This window comes from Microbacterium sp. DT81.1, from assembly GCF_049844955.1.
Lineage (GTDB): Bacteria > Actinomycetota > Actinomycetes > Actinomycetales > Microbacteriaceae > Microbacterium.
Map to the genome: position 1 here is coordinate 236,380 of NZ_JBNCMA010000004.1, position 17,040 is coordinate 253,419.

Sequence of the window (17,040 nt, forward strand, 5' to 3'; positions counted from 1 at the left end):
GACCGCCCTCGTCCACCGGGTTCACGACCGCGGCACCAGAGTCAGCAGCGATGCCTCCGGAAGGCAGGCGAAGCGGACCGGCGCGTAAATGGAGTGACCGAGGCCGGCGCTGACGTTCAGGGGCACCGTCCGGCCGTCCGTCCACGAGCTCAACCCGCGCGACTGCTTGAGCGGGATGTCGCAGTTGGCGACGAGCGCCCCGAACCCGGGGATGCGCACCTGCCCGCCGTGGGTGTGGCCGGCGAAGATCATGTCGGCGCCGAGACCGGTGAAGGCATCGAGCACGCGTCGGTACGGCGCGTGGGTGACTCCGAGCGTGAGCGGATGCCGGTCTTCGCCGTCGTGGCCGTATTCATCGCCGTTCAGGTCGACCTCGCCCTGACGAAGGTCCTCGACCATTCCCGGCAGCACATCGAGCCGGTCCCACTCGCGGTGCGCGTCGCTGACGCCGAACACGTCGATTCGGTGCCCCCGCACCTCGATGCTCGTCGCGGTGTTGTTGACGTCCTGCCAGCCGAGCGTGGAGGACATGAAGGTGTCCAGCCCGTCGGTGTCGAGCGGTTCGGACGTGGGGTGCTTCTTGGACGGCCCGGTGAAGTAACGCAGCGGGTTGCGAGGCGACGGTGCGGTGTGGTCGTTGGACCCGTGCACGAAGACGCCCGGGATGCCGCGGAACCCGGCGAAGGCCGCGCGGATCCCGCGCAGTCCGTCGGCGTGCCCCAGGTTGTCGCCGGTGTTGACGATGAGGTCCGGGTCGAGCGCGGTGAGCGAGGCGATCCACCCCTGCTTGCGGCGCTGCCACGGCGCCATGTGCACGTCCGAGATGTGCAGCACCCGGATCGGTTCCGAGCCCGGTTCGAGGATCGGCACGGTGGCACGCCGAATGGTGAACAGGTGTCGTTCGATCCCGACGCCCCATACTGCGGCGGCCGCGCCCAGAGCTGCCGCCGCCGCGACCGCGGTCACGGCGGGGGAGCGGGTGACACCCGCCATCAGGGGCACTTGTCGCGCGAGTAGTTGACGCTGATCTGTGCGTTGCGGTTGGTCACGGAGCCGGCCGCCGGGTTCGTCGATGTGACGACACCCGCCTTATCGGCATTGGCGTCCTCCGTGCAGGTGCCGGGTGCGGCGTTGCCGAAGCCCGCGCCGCGGATGGCGCTCAGCGCCTGCTCCGGTCGTTGACCCGAGACGTCGGGGACCGAAATCCCCTGGCCGTTGCTCGGGTTGATCGTCACTGTCGCCCCACCGGCGATCCGGCCGCCGGCCGGGTCCTGCCGGGCGATGATGCCCTCGGCCTCGCCGGAATCGACCGCCTCGCCGACGAGCACGGTGAAGCCCGCTTCCTGAAGCGTCGCGCGCGCTTGGTCGACCGGCATCCCCACGGTGCTGGGCAAGTTGGTGAGGACCTGGCGCGTCAGGTTGTTGTCGGGTCGCGGGAACTCGTCGCCGCCGTACACGGCGTTCGCCGCTCGCTGGATCACCGGAGCGATCCTGTGGCGCAGCTGGGCGAGTTCCACGCCGTTGTAGTAGCGCTTGTAGAGGGTCGCCTCGTCCTTGACGTTGCCGACCCAGACGGCGGTCGTCGCGTTCGTGCTCGACTCGATCATCATGGTCTGGTACGTGTTGTGCGTTCCCGTCTTGCCGATCAGCGGAGTGCCATCGCGGGGGTTCGAGGCGGCACCGGTGCCGCCGGAGTTCATGACGCCCTGGAGGGCGTACGCGGCCGTGGCAGCGACCTCGGGGGCGATCACCTGGGTGCAGGTCGACACCGGCGGCGCGATCTCCTGGCCGTTCGCGTCCGTGACCCGGTCGATCGCCTTCGGCGTGCAGTAGATGCCCTTATTGGCCACCGTGGCGTAGGCGCCGGCCATGGCGAGCGGCGAGATGTTCTTGGAGCCGAGCACGTCGAAGGCGACGTTCGCGATGTATCCGACGTCAGGGTTGCTCTGGTAGGTGAGCTGCCCGTCTCCGGTCTTCACGCCCATCCGGTCGGCGACCTTGTTGATGTCGCACAGGTCGAGCTTCTCGGCCATCGCGAGGAATCCGCTGTTCAGGGACGCCTTCGTGAACTGCGAGACGGTGCCGGTGTAGCCACCGTCCTTGGCGAAGTTGTCGATCTTCGTCCTGGTCGTGTTGACCCAATCGCCTTGACAATTGGCCTTCATGCGCGGGAACACACGGTTGACGCCGTTGAGTGTCTCATTCAGCGAGTGGCCCTTCTCGAGCCAGTCGATCAGCGTGAACAGCTTGTAGGTGGAGCCGACGGGGAAGCCCTGTGAACCTCCGTGCGCCTTGTCCGAGGCGTAGACCAACGAGGAGTAGGCGGGGTCGGTTGCCGACAGGGCGAGGTCCTCCGTGAATGTCGTGTTCTGGGCCATCGACAGGACGCGGCCGGTCGTGGCCTCGACGTTCACCGAGGCCGCGCCGAAGCTCATCCCGTCGATCCTGCCCGGAGCCCAGTCGCGCATCGCCTGCTCCGCGGGCAGCTGGAGGCGCACGTCGAGCGAGGTGTAGACGTTCAGCCCCCCTCGCTTGAGCGCCTCTTCGCGATCCTTGTCAGTGGCGCCGAAGGCGGGGTCGCTCTGGATGATCGTCTTGACGTACTGGCAGAAGTAGGCCGATCCGAGGGCCGCAGCGCAGCCGGTCTGCGGCTGCACGATGTTGGGGGTGATGGGCTCCGCCACCGCGGCATCGTGCTGCTCCTGGGTGATCTTCCCGTCTTCGAGCATGCGGCCGAGCACATACGTCTGGCGGCCCTTCGCCTTCGAGTAGCCGTCGGCGGCACCGTTGACCTCGTTGGTCGGCTGGTCGATCCGGTAGCTGTTCGGATTCTGCACCATGCCGGCCAGCGTGGCGGCCTGCGTAAGGCTGAGCTGGCTCGCCGGGACGCCGAAGTAGTACTGCGCCGCGGCACCGATGCCGTAGTTGGTGCCGCCGAAGTTGGCGATGTCGAGGTAGCCGAGCAGGATCTCGTTCTTCGAGTACTCCTTCTCCAGCTGGATGGCGTAGCGCATCTCCTGAAGCTTGCGCTGGATGCCCTCCGTGCCGCTGGACTGCGTGGCTTCGTAGAAGCAGGCAGCCTTCGCCTCTTCCGTCTCCGCGTCCGCCTCGCAGCGCTGGATCAGGACGTTCTTGACGTACTGCTGGCTGATGGATGACCCGCCCTGGGTCTCCGATCCGCCTCGGATGTTGGTCAGCACGGCGCGGGTCGTGCCGATGAGGTCGACACCCCCGTGCTCGTAGTAGCGAGGATCCTCACTGGAGAGGATCGCGTCGTACATGACGGTGGGGACTTCCTCGAACGAGACCGGGATGCGGTTCTGATCCCAGAACTTCGTGAGGACGATGTCCTCGCCCGTGTCGGGATTCTTGTAGTACAGCGTGGTCGGCAGCATGAGCTGATCGATCTCGAGCGCACTCGGCAGCTGGTCGAACATCGTGATCGCGCTCGATGCGGCGGCGCCGGAAACGGCGATGGCGGGGGTCACGGTCGCAGTGATCAATACACCGGCGACAGCGCTCAGGCCTACGAGGCCGGCGAGTCCGCCGAGCACGCCCGTAGCCGTCCGTTTCTTAACAGGCATAGGCTTGATCGTAGGGGAGATACCTGAGCGAACCCTTTACGGGCGCGGGGTTGCGCCGCTTCGGCCCCCGGTTTTCCGCCGATCCACCGGGAGTTCCATTGACCACTTGGGAATACCTCACCACGCCGCTGCTGATTCACAACACCGCCGCCATCCTCAACAACTGGGGCAAACAGGGCTGGGAACTGGTTCAGGTGGTCACCGGCCCCGAGGGCGGACTGGTGGCGTATCTGAAGCGTCCGGTCGGCGTCGAGCCGGCCGGCAACGCCGCCGGAATCGCCGCCGCCGCGCAGGCGGCGAGGCAGTTCGAGGGAGACCCCCGGTGACCGTTTCCGAGCGACTCGTCGATCTGGGCATCCAGCTGCCCGAGGTGGTGCCGCCCGTGGCCGCATACGTACCGGCGAAGGCATATGGCGACCTGGTCTACACCTCCGGCCAGCTGCCCATGGTCGCGGGCGCCATGCCCGGCACGGGGAAGGTCGGGGAGGGCGACGGGCTGGTGGGCGCCGCCGATGCGAAGGGGTACGCCCGTCAGTGCGCCCTGAACGCGCTGGCCGCCGCCGCCGCGGCCGTCGGCGGAGTGGATCGCCTCAGCGGGGTGCTGAAGCTCACCGGCTTCGTCGCCTCGGTCCCGGAGTTCACCGGCCAGCCCGGTGTCATCAACGGCGCCAGTGAGGTGCTCGGGGAGATCTTCGGCGAGGCCGGCAGGCACGCCCGATCCGCCGTGGGTGTGACCGCGCTTCCCTTGGACAGCCCCGTCGAAGTCGAGGTCGTCTTCACCTTCGCGTGACCCGATGTCCGGCCACCCCACTGGACCGGTCAGTGCACCTGCGCCGAGATGACGCTCATCACCGCCGTGTCGGCGAGCGTCGTGGTGTCGCCGATCTCGCGGCCCTCCGCGACATCCCGCAGCAGCCGTCGCATGATCTTGCCCGACCGGGTCTTCGGCAGCTCGGCCACGATGTAGACGTCCCGGGGGCGCGCGATCGGTCCGATCTGCTCGCCGACCCACTGACGAAGGGCGTTGGCAAGCCCCTCGGGGGAGTGCTCGGCGAGGTAGCTCTCCTTGATGATCACGAAGGCGACGACCGCCTGCCCCGTCGTCTCATCGGAGGCCCCGACGACGGCGGCCTCGGCGGTCGCCTCGTGAGCGACGAGGGCTGATTCGATCTCGGCGGTGGAGAGCCGGTGTCCCGAGACGTTCATCACGTCATCCACCCTGCCCAGCAACCACACGTCGCCGTCCTCATCCAGCCGGGCGCCGTCGCCGGCGAAGTAGTAGCCCTTGTCGCGGAACTTCTCCCAGTAGGTCTCGACGAACCGATCCGGGTCGCCCCAGATGCCCCGGAGCATGCTCGGCCACGGCTTCGTCACGACCAGCAGTCCGCCGTTGCCCTCGCCGACGTGGTCGCCGGCCTCGTCCACGACCTCGATCTCGATTCCCGGGAGCGGAACCTGGGCTGATCCGGGCTTCGTCTCCGTGACGCCCGGCAGCGCCGAGATCATGATCGCGCCGGTCTCGGTCTGCCACCAGGTGTCGACGATGGGCGCCGTCTTGCCGCCGATGATCTTGCGGTACCACATCCACGCCTCTGGATTGATCGGCTCTCCGACGGAGCCGAGCAGGCGCAGGGACGAGAGGTCGAACTTCTTGGGGATCGCGCGCCCGATCTTCATGAAGGACCGGATCGCCGTGGGCGCCGTGTAGAAGATCGAGACCTTGTACTTCTCGATGATCTCCCACCACCGCCCTGGGTGCGGTGTGTCGGGCGTCCCCTCGTAGAGCACCTGCGTGGCGCCGTTGGCGAGCGGACCATACGTCACGTAGGAATGGCCGGTGACCCACCCGATGTCCGCCGTGCACCAGTAGACGTCGCTCTCGGGCTTGAGGTCGAACACATTCCGGTGGGTGAATGCGACCTGGGTGAGGTAGCCGCCGGAGGTGTGCAGGATGCCCTTGGGCTTACCGGTGGTGCCGGACGTGTAGAGGATGAACAGCGGATTCTCCGCGGGGAACGGCTGCGCCTCGTGCGAGGCGGATGCCGCCGGCACCACGTCGTGCCACCAGATGTCGCGACCATCGACCCAGTCCACGTCGTTCTCGCCGCGGCGCACCACGAGCACGTGCTCGACGGTCTGCTGTGCCCCCGACCCGTTGCGGTCGGCGAGGGCCATGTCGACGGCCGGCTTGAGCGCGGACACCTTGCCCTTGCGATAACCGCCGTCCGCCGTGATGACCAGCTTCGCGCCCGCGTCATCGATCCGGGCGCGCAGGCTGTCGGCGGAGAACCCCCCGAACACGACCGAGTGGATGGCGCCGACGCGGGCGACGGCGAGCATGGCGGCGACCGCCTCGGGGATCATCGGCAGATAGATGGCCACGCGGTCGCCAGCGCCGACCCCCAGATCGGTCAGGACGTTCGCGACCCGCTTGACCTCCTCTGTGAGCTCGGCGTAGGTGACGATCCTGGCGTCGCCCGGCTCGCCCTCCCAGAGCAGCGCCGGTCGATCGCCGTTCCCGGCCTCCACGTGCCGGTCGAGGCAGTTGTAGGCCACATTCAGCCCGCCGTCGTCGAACCACTTCGCGAAGGGCGGGTTCGACCAGTCGAGGGTCCGGCTGAACGGAGTGTGCCAGTGCAGCAGCGCGCGGGACTGCTCGGCCCAGAACTCCTCGTGGTCTTCGGCGGCTCGTTCGTAGAGCTCGGCCGTTGCGACGGCCCCGGCGGCGAACTCCTCCGGCGGCGCGAAGCGCCGGGTCTCGTTGAAGAGGTGATCGATCTGACTGCTCATGCGCTGCGCGCTCCCTTGCGGCGGATCCCGGCGGTGCCCGGTTCTTCTGACGACACGGTGAAATCTATCTCCGAGGTGCTTCGGCGGCTACCGCCGAAAGTCGGTGGATGCCTCGTTTCCCGACACGACCGATATACCGGTTCCGTAAGCCGGGATTTGTTTGGCAGGTGAACGGATGTATGCGTATGCTCATCACCGGCCGAACGTTCGGTTCTGGCATTGTGACACCCGATCACCCCCCGATCATGTGTCGCGCATGGCGGCATCCCATTCCCCCCATGGGATGCCGCCTTCTCGTTTCCCGGCCCTCTCCTCCCCAGGCTCGTCGGAGAATCGATCGCGCACCGATCGCCGAGCGCCGGTGCTGCCGCTTGCACCGCGCATCTAGCTTCGGCGTATGCCCGAGCGCTTCGTCGTCATTCCCCGCGGCATCGAGGGGAGCACCGCCTCTTCGGTGGCCGCCGAGCGTCCGCCCGCATTCGCACCGGGCGGTCCCCGGCCTGGCCGGCCGCCGCTCCGCGTGCCGGGGCCCGAGTTCGGGGCGCTCGGACCGTACCTCGCAGATCCGGACGTCACGGACCTCTTCCTGAACGGATCCGACGGCCTCTTCGTCGATCGGGGCGCCGGTTCCGTGCGCGACCCGGAGTGGCGTGCCGCGGAGAGGGAGGTGCGCGAACTCGCCACCGCCCTCATCGCCCTCGGCGGTCGTCACATCGATGAAGCCGCGCCGTGCGTCGATGTGCGACTCGAGGGCGGCATCCGTGTGCACGCGGTTCTCCCGCCGGTGTCCACGTCGGGAACCGTGGTGTCCGTGCGGGTGCCCAGCCTCGCCCAGCCGAGTCTTGACGAGCTCGAGAGGCATGGCGCGTTCGTGCCCGGGATGCGCGAGTGGCTCGTCGAGACGGTCCGAGCACGCACCAATCTGTTGATCACCGGCGCCGCCGGCACCGGCAAGACCACCCTGCTCGCCGCGCTGCTCGCGGAGGCCCCGGCGACGGAGCGGATCGTCACGATCGAGGATGTTGCGGAGCTTCGCATCCGGCATCCTCACCACGTGGCGCTGGAGGCGCGCCAGGCGAACCTCGAGGGCGCCGGTGCCATCGGCCTCGCCCGGCTGGTGCGCGAAGCGCTCCGCATGCGCCCGGACCGGCTCGTGGTGGGGGAGTGCCGCGGAGAAGAGGTGCGTGAGCTGCTGGCTGCCCTCAACACGGGCCACGACGGTGGTGCCGGCACTCTGCACGCCAGCGGTCTGGGAGATGTGCCGGCCCGACTCGAGGCTCTCGGTGCGCTCGCCGGACTGGATGACCGGGCCCTGGCTCGTCAGGTCACGAGCGCGATCGGCTTGGTGCTGCACCTGGAGCGGTCGCCGTCGGGGGTCCGCCGGCTCGCGCACGCCGGCCGCTTCACACTGGATGACGGCCGACTCACTGTTGAGGAGGTCACCTTGTGGTCCTGACACGGCGGGCTCGATCCAAGGAGCCGGCGCCGGCGTCGGTGGCCGACAGTGTGCTGCGGCTGGCCGTGCTGCTGCAGGCGGGAATCGTCCCCGCCGGTGCGTGGCGTCACCTCGGCGAATCGGGGGACCCCGCCGCCCTGCGGGTCGTGGCCGGAATCGCGGCGGGCGAAACGGTTCCGGAGGCGATCCTCGCCGGTGGTGGCGCCTGGAAAGACGTCGCGGCCGCCTGGGAGGTCGCGACCACCGTCGGCGCGCCGCTGGCCGAGAGCCTGCGCGGGCTCGCCGAGGCGCTGCGCGACGCGCACGAGGCGGCCGACGACGTGCGCATCGCCCTCGCCGAACCTGCCGGCAGCGCCCGCCTCATGCTGTGGCTGCCGCTTGTCGGTGTCGCGCTCGGGTCGGCGCTGGGTTTCGAGACGCTTCGCGTGCTCGTCGGCGGACCGCTCGGCTGGGCATGCCTGGTGGGGGGAGTCGGGCTGCTCCTGCTGGCCCGACGATGGACCGCCTCGCTCGTCCGCAAGGCCCAGCCGCCCGCGTTCATCCCGGGGCTGCACGCCGAACTGGTCGCGATCGCGCTCAGCGGCGGAGTCTCGGTCGAGCGCGCCCGCCGACTGGTGACGGCTGCGCCTGGCAGCAGCCCCGGCCCCGGAGATCACATCGAGCCGATCCTCGCTCTCTCGCGTGCGGCCGGGGTGCCCGCGGTCGAACTGCTTCGTGCGTCCGCGGCGTCCGCGAGGCACGCGGCTCGCACCGAAGGCCGGCTCCGCGCGTCGCGTCTGGCATCGAAGCTCCTTCTTCCCTTGGGGGTGTGCACGCTGCCCGCATTCCTCCTGCTCGGAGTCGCGCCCATGATGCTGAGCGTCCTGACGACCACCCCGCTTTCGCTCTGACAGCCCGCCCGCACGGACTCCGTCGCATCCGCCAGACGACTCGACCCGCAAGCACTCCCAAGAGAACTCGACACCTAAGAAAGAGGAGAACCATGAATCCCTGGAAGCCCACGGCGCACGGCATCCCCCGGCTCACCCGCCGCAGTGCCACGCAGATCTTCAGCGACGACACGGGCGCGGCCACAGCGGAGTATGCGATCGCCACGATGGCGGCCGTGGCATTCGCCGGCATGCTGGTCGTCATCATGCGCAGCGACGAGGTACGTGGCATGCTCACGGACCTCGTGCGCCGCGCCCTCACCGTGGCATGAGGCGAGCGGATGACGGTGGGTCGGTCGCCGCCGAGTTCGCCGTGGTGCTTCCGGCGATCCTGCTCACCCTCGCGCTGGGTGCGGGAGCACTCGCGGCGGGGGCGCAGCAGGTGCGCCTGCAGGACGCGGCGGCGGATGCCGCCCGCCTGGTGGCGCGCGGCGAAGCCGAGGGGAGGGCAGGTGCGGTGGTCGCGGCAGCGGTGACGGATGCCGGGGCCGACATCGAGCGGCGTGGGGACCTCGTCTGCGTGACCGCATCGGCCGCCGTCCGCGCCGCTGGTCTGCTTCCCCTCACCCTGCGGGCGACAAGCTGTGCCCTGGCCGGCGGGCTCTGATGGCGGGCGCGGTCGTCACCGTCGGCGCCCTGGCGTGCCTGGCCTGCTTCACCCTGGGGCTCGCCGTCGTGGGCGGCGCCACGGTGGCCGGCCAGCGCGCGGCGGGAACGGCGGACGCGGCGGCGCTGGCCGCCGCGGACGCGGCATCCGGTGCTGTTCTCGGAGAGCCCTGCACGAGGGCCGCCCACGTCGCGGCGGCGAACGGCGCACGAGTCACCGCCTGCGAGGTGGAAGGTCTGGTCGCCACCGTCACGGTAGAGGACACGTATGCGGGAATGGCTGTCCGGGCCTCCGCCCGGGCCGCTCCGCCGCCGACGCTGTGAGCCGCACCCAGTAAGGGGTGTGTATGGTGTGCTTCGAAGAAAGGATGCCCCTTGGCACAAGGCAAGAAGCTCGTCATCGTCGAGTCCCCGACGAAGATGAGGTCGATCCAGGGCTACCTCGGCGACGACTACAAGGTGCTGAGCTCGGTGGGGCACATCCGCGACCTCGCCGACAAGAAGAGCATCCCGGCGGAGCACAAGCAGGCCTACGGCAAGTACTCCATCGACATCGAGAACGACTTCGACCCGTACTACGTCGTCAGCGATCGCAAGACGAAGACGGTCAGCGAACTCAAGCGCGCGCTCAAGGGCGCAGACGAGGTCCTGCTGGCAACTGATGAGGATCGCGAGGGCGAGGCCATCGCGTGGCACCTGCTGCAGGTGCTGAACCCGAAGGTTCCCGTCAAGCGCATGGTCTTCCACGAGATCACCAAGGACGCGATCCAGGCCGCGGTCGGCAACACCCGCGAGCTGGATCTCGCCCTGGTCGATGCACAGGAGACCCGTCGCATCCTCGACCGCCTCTTCGGCTGGGACGTCTCCCCGGTGCTCTGGTACAAGGTGCAGACGGGCCTCTCCGCAGGTCGCGTGCAGTCGGCCGCAACCCGGATGGTCGTGGAGCGGGAGCGCGAGCGGATGGCATTCGTCTCCGCCGGCTACTGGGACGTCGAGGCGCTCGCCGCCAAGGACGAGCAGTCCTTCCTGACCCGCCTCGCTCGCCTGGACGGCGCCCCCATCGCGCGCGGCACCGACTTCGATGACCTCGGGCAGCTCAAGAAGGCCGTCGTCGTCCTCGACGAGACGGCGGCTCGCGACCTCGCCAAAGCCATCGAGGCCGCCGGACGGGCATCCGTCTCGAAGGTGGAGGCCAAGCCAGGAACCCGGCGGCCCTACGCCCCGTTCACCACCTCGACCCTTCAGCAGGAGGCCGGGCGCAAGCTCTCGATGAGCGCCAAGCAGGCGATGTCCACCGCCCAGCGCCTCTACGAGAAGGGGTTCATCACCTATATGCGCACCGACTCGGTCGCGCTGAGCGCGCAGGCGATCGAGGCGGCGCGGTCGCAGGCGGTCGCGCTCTACGGCGAGGGCGCAGTGCCGCTGAACCCGCGGGTGTACAAGAGCAAGAGCAAGAACGCACAGGAGGCGCACGAGGCCATCAGGCCCTCCGGCGAGGAGTTCCGCACCCCCGCCTCGCTCTCCTCCGAGCTGGACCGCGACGAGCATCGCCTCTACGACCTCATCTGGAAGCGCACCGTCGCCAGCCAGATGTCCGACGCCACTTATGAGACAACGACGGTCACGCTCGAAGTGAACGCCGGCGGCCGGGTCGCCGAGTTCACGGCATCCGGAACCGTCTACACCTTCAAGGGCTTCCTGCAGGCGTACGAGGAGGGGCGCGACGAGAAGCGCAGCGACGCCGACAAGGCCGACGACCAGTCCCTGCCCGTGGTCGCCGTCGGCGACGCGCTCGGCGTCTCCGACGTCGAGCCGAAGGGCCACTCGACGACTCCCAAGCCGCGCTACACCGAGGCGAGCCTCGTCAAGGCGCTGGAGGAGAAGGGCATCGGGCGCCCCTCCACCTTCGCCAGCATCATCGACACGATCATCGAGCGCGGCTACGTCACCAAGCGGGGTCAGGCCCTCGTGCCCAGCTGGCTTGCCTTCAGCGTCGTGCGCCTGCTCGAAGAGCACTTCGCCGACCTCGTCGACTACGACTTCACGGCCGCGCTCGAGGACGACCTCGATGCCATCGCACGGGGCGAGCAGAAGCGCGTGGAGTGGCTGCGGTCGTTCTACTTCGGCTCCGAGGGACAGGTCGGGCTGCGGAACATCGTCGACAATCTCGGCGAGATCGATGCGCGGGCGCTCAACTCCACGCCGATCACCGACACGGCGACGCTGCGCTTCGGCAAGTACGGGCCCTATCTCGAGGTGCTCGATCCCGAGGATCCCGAGGCCAAGCCCCGGATCGTCAACATCCCGGACGACCTCGCGCCGGACGAGCTCACCCGCGAGAAGGCCCAGGAGCTCATCGAGGCGCCCGTCGCCGGAGACCGCGTACTCGGAGAGAACCCCGAGAACGGCAAGCTCGTCGTCGTGAAGGACGGACGGTACGGCCCCTACGTCACCGAGCTCGAGCCCGAGGACCCCGAAGCGGTGGACGAGTCGACCGGCGAGATCGTCGACGCGCCCAAGAAGAAGACTGCGGCGAAGAAGGATGTCGCTCCGAAGCCCCGCACGGCGTCGCTGTTCAAGGACATGTCCGTCGAGACCGTCGACCTCCCGACGGCACTGCGACTGCTCGACCTGCCGAGGGTCGTCGGCACCGATCCGGAGTCCGGAGAGGTCATCACCGCGCAGAACGGCCGGTACGGCCCCTACCTCAAGAAGGGGACGGACTCCCGCTCGCTCGACAGCGAGAGCCAGCTCTTCGAGGTCACACTCGAACAGGCGCTCGAGATCTACGCGCTGCCGAAGTACGGGGCGCGCCGGCCATCGAGCGCCCTCAAGGAGTTCGAGGCCGACCCCACGAGCGGCAAACCGATCCGGGTGCGCGACGGCCGATTCGGCGCGTACGTGACGGACGGGGAGACGAACGTCACCATCCCGCGCGGGACCACGGTCGAGGAGATCACGTTCGAACGCGCAGTCGAGATGCTCGCCGACAAGCGCGCCAATGGACCGGCGCCCAAGCGCACGGCCACGCGCAAGGCTCCGGCGCGCAAGGCCCCGGCGAAGAAGAAGTGACCGACCCCGTACCGCGGGGGCAGCAGACCGAGGCGAGCAGCGGATCCCGGCGCGGCGTCTGGATCACCCTCGAAGGCGGTGACGGGGCGGGCAAGACGACCCAGGCGACCCTGCTCGGTGAATGGCTCACCTCCACGGGTCGCAGTGTCCTGAGAACGCGGGAGCCCGGGGGCACCGACGTCGGAGTGCTGGTGCGCGACATCGTGCTGCACCACCGCGGCGACATCGCGCCCCGCGCCGAGGCCCTGCTCTATGCCGCGGACCGCGCTCACCACATCGCGACCCTGGTGCGCCCCGCGCTCGAGCGCGGCGACGTCGTGATCCAGGACCGGTACCTCGACTCGTCCGTCGCCTACCAGGGTGCCGGACGCGTGCTCGACGCCGGCGAGGTCCGCGACCTCTCTCTCTGGGCCGCCGGCGGGCTGCTGCCGGATGTCACCGTGCTGCTCGATCTCGACCCCGCTGTCGCGCGCGACCGGCTGCACGCAGACGACAAGCCATTCGATCGCCTCGAGGCCGAGCGGGACGAGTTCCATGTTCGCGTGCGCGAGGGCTTCCTCGCGCTCGCCGCCGCCGAGCCCGACCGCTTCCTGGTGCTCGACGCGACGCTGCCCGTCGACCGGCTCGCGGCGGCCGTGCGCGACCGCGTCGCCGGCGCCCTTGCGCGTTAGCCGGGCCGTCGGTGCCCGCGGTTAGGCTGGTCGGCATGCAGGTGGAGGAGCGAGCGGGCGTCGGCGGCGACGCCACCCACCGCCCGCCCGGGCTCCCGTGGGGCGCCGTCTGGGGTCAGGATGACGCCGTCGACGCGCTCCGATCCGCCGTGGCAGAACCCGAGAGCATGACCCACGCGTGGCTGCTGACCGGCCCGCCCGGATCGGGTCGCTCGACGCTGGCGTACGCCTTCGCCGCCGCCCTCATCGCGGAGCACGAGGGTGACGAGGCCACGATGCGGCAGGTCATCGCCGGCACGCACCCGGATCTCACCGCCCTCCGCACGGAGGGCGTGATCATCTCCATCAAGGATGCCCGGGCGCTCGTCGAGCGCTCGTACTTCGCGCCGGCCGCCGGCCGGCATCGGGTGATCGTGGTGGAAGACGCCGACCGCATGACGGAGCGCACGTCCAACGTGCTGCTGAAGGCCCTGGAGGAGCCGCCAGAGCGCACGGTATGGGTGCTCTGCGCTCCCAGCGAGGCAGACCTCCTCCCCACCATCCGCTCGAGGGTGCGCGGACTGCGCCTGCGCGAGCCGAGCATCAACGACGTGGCCCGCCTCATCGCGACCCGCACGGGCGTCGACATGGCGGTCGCGGAACAGTCCGCCCGGCACGCCCAGCGGCACATCGGCATGGCACAGCGCCTGGCCACCGATCCGGCGTCGCGGGCACGGCGGGACGACACCCTGCGCGCCGTGCTGCGGGCGAGAGGCGTCGGCGACGTGGTCGACGTCGCCGGGCGCATCGTGGCCGCCGCCACCGAGGACGCGAACGCTCTGACCGCTGAGCGTGATGACGCCGAGCGTTCGTCGCTGCTGCGCACGGTGGGCGTCGCACAAGGGGCCGCCATCCCGCCGGCGGTCCGATCCCAGTTGTCCGCGCTCGAGGACGAGCAGAAGCGGCGGGCCACTCGCAGTCTGCGCGACGGCATCGACCGCGTGCTGACCGACCTGCAGTCGATGTTCCGCGACGTCGTGCTGCTGCAGTTCGGCCGAGACGACGACCTGATCAATCGCGAACTCCGGCCGGAACTGCAGGCGCTCGCCGACGCGTGGACGCCCGAACGCACCCTGGTCGTACTCGATCACCTGGCAGACACGCGTCTGGCTCTCGAGCAGAACGTCGCGCCCACCCTGGCCCTCGAAAGCTGGCTCGTGACGGTCACGAGCGGAAGGACTCCGTGAAGCAGTTCCCGTCCCGCGTGCGCCGCGGTCTCGCCGTGGTCGCGGGACTCGCCGCCGCATCCATCGCCCTGTCCGGCTGTCTCTACTCGCTCATCCCGGGCCAGCGGACAGGGCCGATCCCCACTGCCACGCCCGACACCGACGGTGTCGCAGCCGGGCTGATGCCCTTCTACGGCCAGACTCTCCAGTGGACCGATTGCGCTGGCTTCGACTGCACCATGGTGACGGCGCCGCTGAACTGGGCCGACCCCTCGGCCGGCGAGGTCGAGCTCTCCGTGATCCGCCAGCCGGCAACCGGCGGCGATGCCATCGGGTCGCTGCTCACCAACCCCGGCGGTCCCGGGGTCAGCGGCGTGGATCTGATCCGCGACTCCGCAAGCTTCGCAGTCGGCGAGCGGCTGATGCAGGACTACGACGTGATCGGCTTCGATCCGAGGGGCGTGGGCGAGTCCACGCCCGTCACCTGCTTGGACGCCGCCGGGATGGATGCCTACCTCTACGACATCCCCCCTGCGCGCCGTGGAACGCCCGAATGGGAGGCGCACCTGGATGACGGCAACCGCCGGTTCACGGAGGCCTGCCAGGCGAACAGCGACGGCATCCTCGAATTCATCACGACCGACAGCGCGGCCCGTGATCTGGATCTGCTGCGGGCCGTGCTGGGCGACGAGAAGCTCAACTACCTGGGCTACTCCTACGGCACGTTCCTCGGGGCGACCTACGCGGAGCTGTTCCCCGATCGCGTCGGCAGGATGGTGCTCGACGGCGCCGTGGATCCCTCCACCTCCCTCCTGGAGGCGGGAACGACCCAGGCGCTCGGCTTCGAGTCGGCGCTCCGCGCCTACATGAGGGCCTGCCTCGCAGGGAGCGAGTGCCCATTCAGGGGAACGGTCGATGAGGCGATGGCGGACATCGGAGCGCTGCTCGCGAGCGTGGACCGGTCCCCGATGCAGGCCGCGGACGGGCGCGAGGTCGGCGCGGACACCATGCTCACAGGGATCGTCTACCCGCTGTACTCGCAGGGCAGCTGGGAGTTCCTGACGGGGGCGCTCGTCGATGCGCTGGCCGGTGACCCGGAGGCGATCCTCTTCTCGGCCGACGGGTACAACGACCGCGTGGACGGGGTCTACGTCGCGAACTTCTCGGAGGCGTTCCACGCCTACAACTGCATGGACTACCCCGTCGACTGGACCGCGGAGGACGAGGCCGCCGCTGAGGCGATCCTCGAAGATGAGGCACCGACCATCGCGCCGTACTGGAACCTCTCCGGCAATTGCGGCCCGTGGCCCTACCCGCCTACCGGCACGCGGGGCCCGATCGCGGCCGCCGGCGCCGCGCCGATCATGGTCATCGGGACCACGAACGACCCCGCCACTCCCTACGAGTGGGCGGTCGCCCTCGCGGGTCAGCTCGATTCCGGGGTGCTCGTCACCCGCGTCGGCGAGGGACACACCGGCTTCAATAAGGGCAACGCGTGCGTGGACGACGCGGTGGAAGCGTATCTTCTGGAGGGTAACGCACCTGCCGAGGACATTCGCTGCGAATAGCGCGCCGCACCCTGGCTGGTCCGCGGCACCCCTCGTGACAAGGTAATATCGATGCTTGTGCATCGCGCGAGCGAGGCGCGCCACCTTAGCTCAGTCGGCAGAGCGATTCACTCGTAATGAATAGGTCAAGGGTTCGATTCCCTTAGGTGGCTCCACTGCGATGAGTCGCCACATGCGTCTCATCCGAGTCGCGACATGTGTCACCGACGACAAAAGAGCCCGGCCATCGGCCGGGCTCTTGTCGTTGGTTCCGCCACTATCGGCGCGTTCGCGCCGCTGGAGCGCCGCGTGACATGCCACACCCCCGGGGCCGCCATTCACGGCGAACCCGGGGGTGCGGGGACGGTCACCGTCGGTCTGTGCGGGTGGTTTCGTCGTCGAACTCGATCTCTTCCTTGCGGACCTCTCCTGTGACGGTCTCGTTCTCGGTGACGGTCTCCTTGTCGAGGCGGACGCGCTCCACGGGCACGGTCTCCTTGGCGACGACGGGGCGCTCTTCGGTCAGGATGACCTCGTGCTCCTCCTCGCTGATGTCAGGACCGCTGAGGGCGTCGCCGACGTTCGCGTCCGTGATCGGCTCTCGCTCGATGCGCACCTCTTCACGAGTGACCGGAACCGTGACGGTCTGGTTCTCGGTGACGACGTACTTGCGCAGTCGCGCGCGACCGGTCTGCACCTTCTCGGTGCCGACGTGCAGCCGCTCCTCTGAGCGGGTCATCGCGTCGTCCGTGTTGGGGCCGGAGGTGTCGTGGCCGACGGTGCCGTTTGTGTCGGCTCCGCGGTCGTCGTCGGCGGTGCGCGAGTAGCCGGCCGAGCCCCCGCCGTAGTACGAGTAGAGGTTGTCGGTCTCGTCTTCTTCGAGCGCTCCCTCGTGGTCGACGTTGGGGGCGTCCTTGACGAAGTCCTTCGAGTAGGGCACGCGGATGTCGTCGCCCGTCTGCTCGGCGGCGTCGAGCGGGACGAAGGACTCGCGCATGCCGAAGAGCCCGGTGCGCACGGTGATCCAGTTCGGCCGTCCCGTGTCGGGGTCGACGTAGACCTGGCCGACGGTGCCGATCTTGTCGCCGTCCGAGCCGATCACGGTGCTGCCGACGAGGGCGCCGATGTTGTCAGTGCTGATCATTTGTTTCCTCCAGTGTGTGTCGCGGCGAGGCTTTTC

15 protein-coding genes and 1 tRNA gene are annotated in these 17,040 nt (G+C 69.2%); 12 read left to right on the forward strand and 4 right to left on the reverse strand.

The window, feature by feature from the left end; genetic code table 11:
- Positions 1–21: 21 nt before the first annotated feature.
- On the reverse strand, positions 22–993 hold the full coding sequence (locus tag ACLQ2Q_RS12600) for a metallophosphoesterase (protein ID WP_425820805.1): 972 nt from the start codon (positions 991–993) through the stop codon (positions 22–24).
- A complete protein-coding gene (locus tag ACLQ2Q_RS12605) occupies positions 993–3,584 on the reverse strand; it encodes a transglycosylase domain-containing protein (RefSeq protein WP_425820806.1) in 2,592 nt (863 codons plus the stop codon). The genes ACLQ2Q_RS12600 and ACLQ2Q_RS12605 overlap by 1 nt, the downstream gene beginning before the upstream one ends.
- A 98-nt stretch (positions 3,585–3,682) precedes the next feature.
- Between ACLQ2Q_RS12605 and ACLQ2Q_RS12610 the strand changes: the two genes are divergently transcribed.
- Positions 3,683–3,910, forward strand: a complete 228-nt coding sequence (locus tag ACLQ2Q_RS12610) for a hypothetical protein (RefSeq protein ID WP_425820807.1) — start codon at positions 3,683–3,685, stop codon at positions 3,908–3,910.
- Positions 3,907–4,374 carry a RidA family protein gene (locus ACLQ2Q_RS12615; RefSeq protein WP_425820808.1) on the forward strand — a complete coding sequence of 156 codons (468 nt, stop codon included), beginning with the start codon at positions 3,907–3,909 and terminating at the stop codon, positions 4,372–4,374. The genes ACLQ2Q_RS12610 and ACLQ2Q_RS12615 overlap by 4 nt, the downstream gene beginning before the upstream one ends.
- 29 nt (positions 4,375–4,403) lie before the next feature.
- Here ACLQ2Q_RS12615 and acs read toward each other — a convergent pair whose 3' ends face one another.
- On the reverse strand, positions 4,404–6,374 hold the full coding sequence (gene acs / locus ACLQ2Q_RS12620) for an acetate--CoA ligase (protein WP_425820809.1): 1,971 nt from the start codon (positions 6,372–6,374) through the stop codon (positions 4,404–4,406).
- Positions 6,375–6,771: 397 nt separating this feature from the next.
- Between acs and ACLQ2Q_RS12625 the strand changes: the two genes are divergently transcribed.
- The 10 genes from ACLQ2Q_RS12625 (at position 6,772) to ACLQ2Q_RS12670 (ending at position 16,036) form a co-directional block, all read left to right on the forward strand.
- Positions 6,772–7,830 (forward strand): TadA family conjugal transfer-associated ATPase, encoded by a 1,059-nt coding sequence (locus ACLQ2Q_RS12625; protein WP_425820810.1) that lies wholly within the window; start codon positions 6,772–6,774, stop codon positions 7,828–7,830.
- Positions 7,821–8,720, forward strand: coding sequence for a type II secretion system F family protein (locus ACLQ2Q_RS12630; RefSeq protein ID WP_425820811.1), 900 nt, complete (start codon positions 7,821–7,823; stop codon positions 8,718–8,720). The genes ACLQ2Q_RS12625 and ACLQ2Q_RS12630 overlap by 10 nt, the downstream gene beginning before the upstream one ends.
- A gap of 92 nt (positions 8,721–8,812) precedes the next feature.
- Complete coding sequence (locus ACLQ2Q_RS12635; RefSeq protein ID WP_425820812.1) at positions 8,813–9,031, forward strand: DUF4244 domain-containing protein; 219 nt, start codon at positions 8,813–8,815, stop codon at positions 9,029–9,031.
- Positions 9,028–9,366, forward strand: a complete 339-nt coding sequence (locus ACLQ2Q_RS12640; RefSeq protein ID WP_425820813.1) for a TadE family type IV pilus minor pilin — start codon at positions 9,028–9,030, stop codon at positions 9,364–9,366. Before ACLQ2Q_RS12635 ends, ACLQ2Q_RS12640 begins: the two co-directional genes overlap by 4 nt.
- Positions 9,366–9,689 (forward strand): Rv3654c family TadE-like protein, encoded by a 324-nt coding sequence (locus ACLQ2Q_RS12645; RefSeq protein ID WP_425820814.1) that lies wholly within the window; start codon positions 9,366–9,368, stop codon positions 9,687–9,689. Before ACLQ2Q_RS12640 ends, ACLQ2Q_RS12645 begins: the two co-directional genes overlap by 1 nt.
- Before the next feature lie 51 nt (positions 9,690–9,740).
- Positions 9,741–12,437, forward strand: coding sequence for a type I DNA topoisomerase (gene topA, locus ACLQ2Q_RS12650; protein WP_425820815.1), 2,697 nt, complete (start codon positions 9,741–9,743; stop codon positions 12,435–12,437).
- Entirely contained in the window at positions 12,434–13,108 is a 675-nt protein-coding gene (tmk, locus tag ACLQ2Q_RS12655; protein WP_425820816.1) for a dTMP kinase, read from the forward strand. Before topA ends, tmk begins: the two co-directional genes overlap by 4 nt.
- A gap of 35 nt (positions 13,109–13,143) precedes the next feature.
- Positions 13,144–14,334: a DNA polymerase III subunit delta' gene (locus ACLQ2Q_RS12660; protein ID WP_425820817.1), complete on the forward strand. Its 1,191-nt coding sequence runs from the start codon at positions 13,144–13,146 to the stop codon at positions 14,332–14,334.
- A complete protein-coding gene (locus ACLQ2Q_RS12665) occupies positions 14,331–15,881 on the forward strand; it encodes an alpha/beta hydrolase (RefSeq protein ID WP_425820818.1) in 1,551 nt (516 codons plus the stop codon). The genes ACLQ2Q_RS12660 and ACLQ2Q_RS12665 overlap by 4 nt, the downstream gene beginning before the upstream one ends.
- A 79-nt stretch (positions 15,882–15,960) precedes the next feature.
- Positions 15,961–16,036: transfer RNA gene (locus ACLQ2Q_RS12670), tRNA-Thr, on the forward strand.
- A gap of 191 nt (positions 16,037–16,227) precedes the next feature.
- On the opposite strand, the gene ACLQ2Q_RS12675 is transcribed toward ACLQ2Q_RS12670, so the two are convergent.
- On the reverse strand, positions 16,228–17,004 hold the full coding sequence (locus ACLQ2Q_RS12675; RefSeq protein WP_425820819.1) for a DUF2382 domain-containing protein: 777 nt from the start codon (positions 17,002–17,004) through the stop codon (positions 16,228–16,230).
- Positions 17,005–17,040 lie beyond the last annotated feature (36 nt).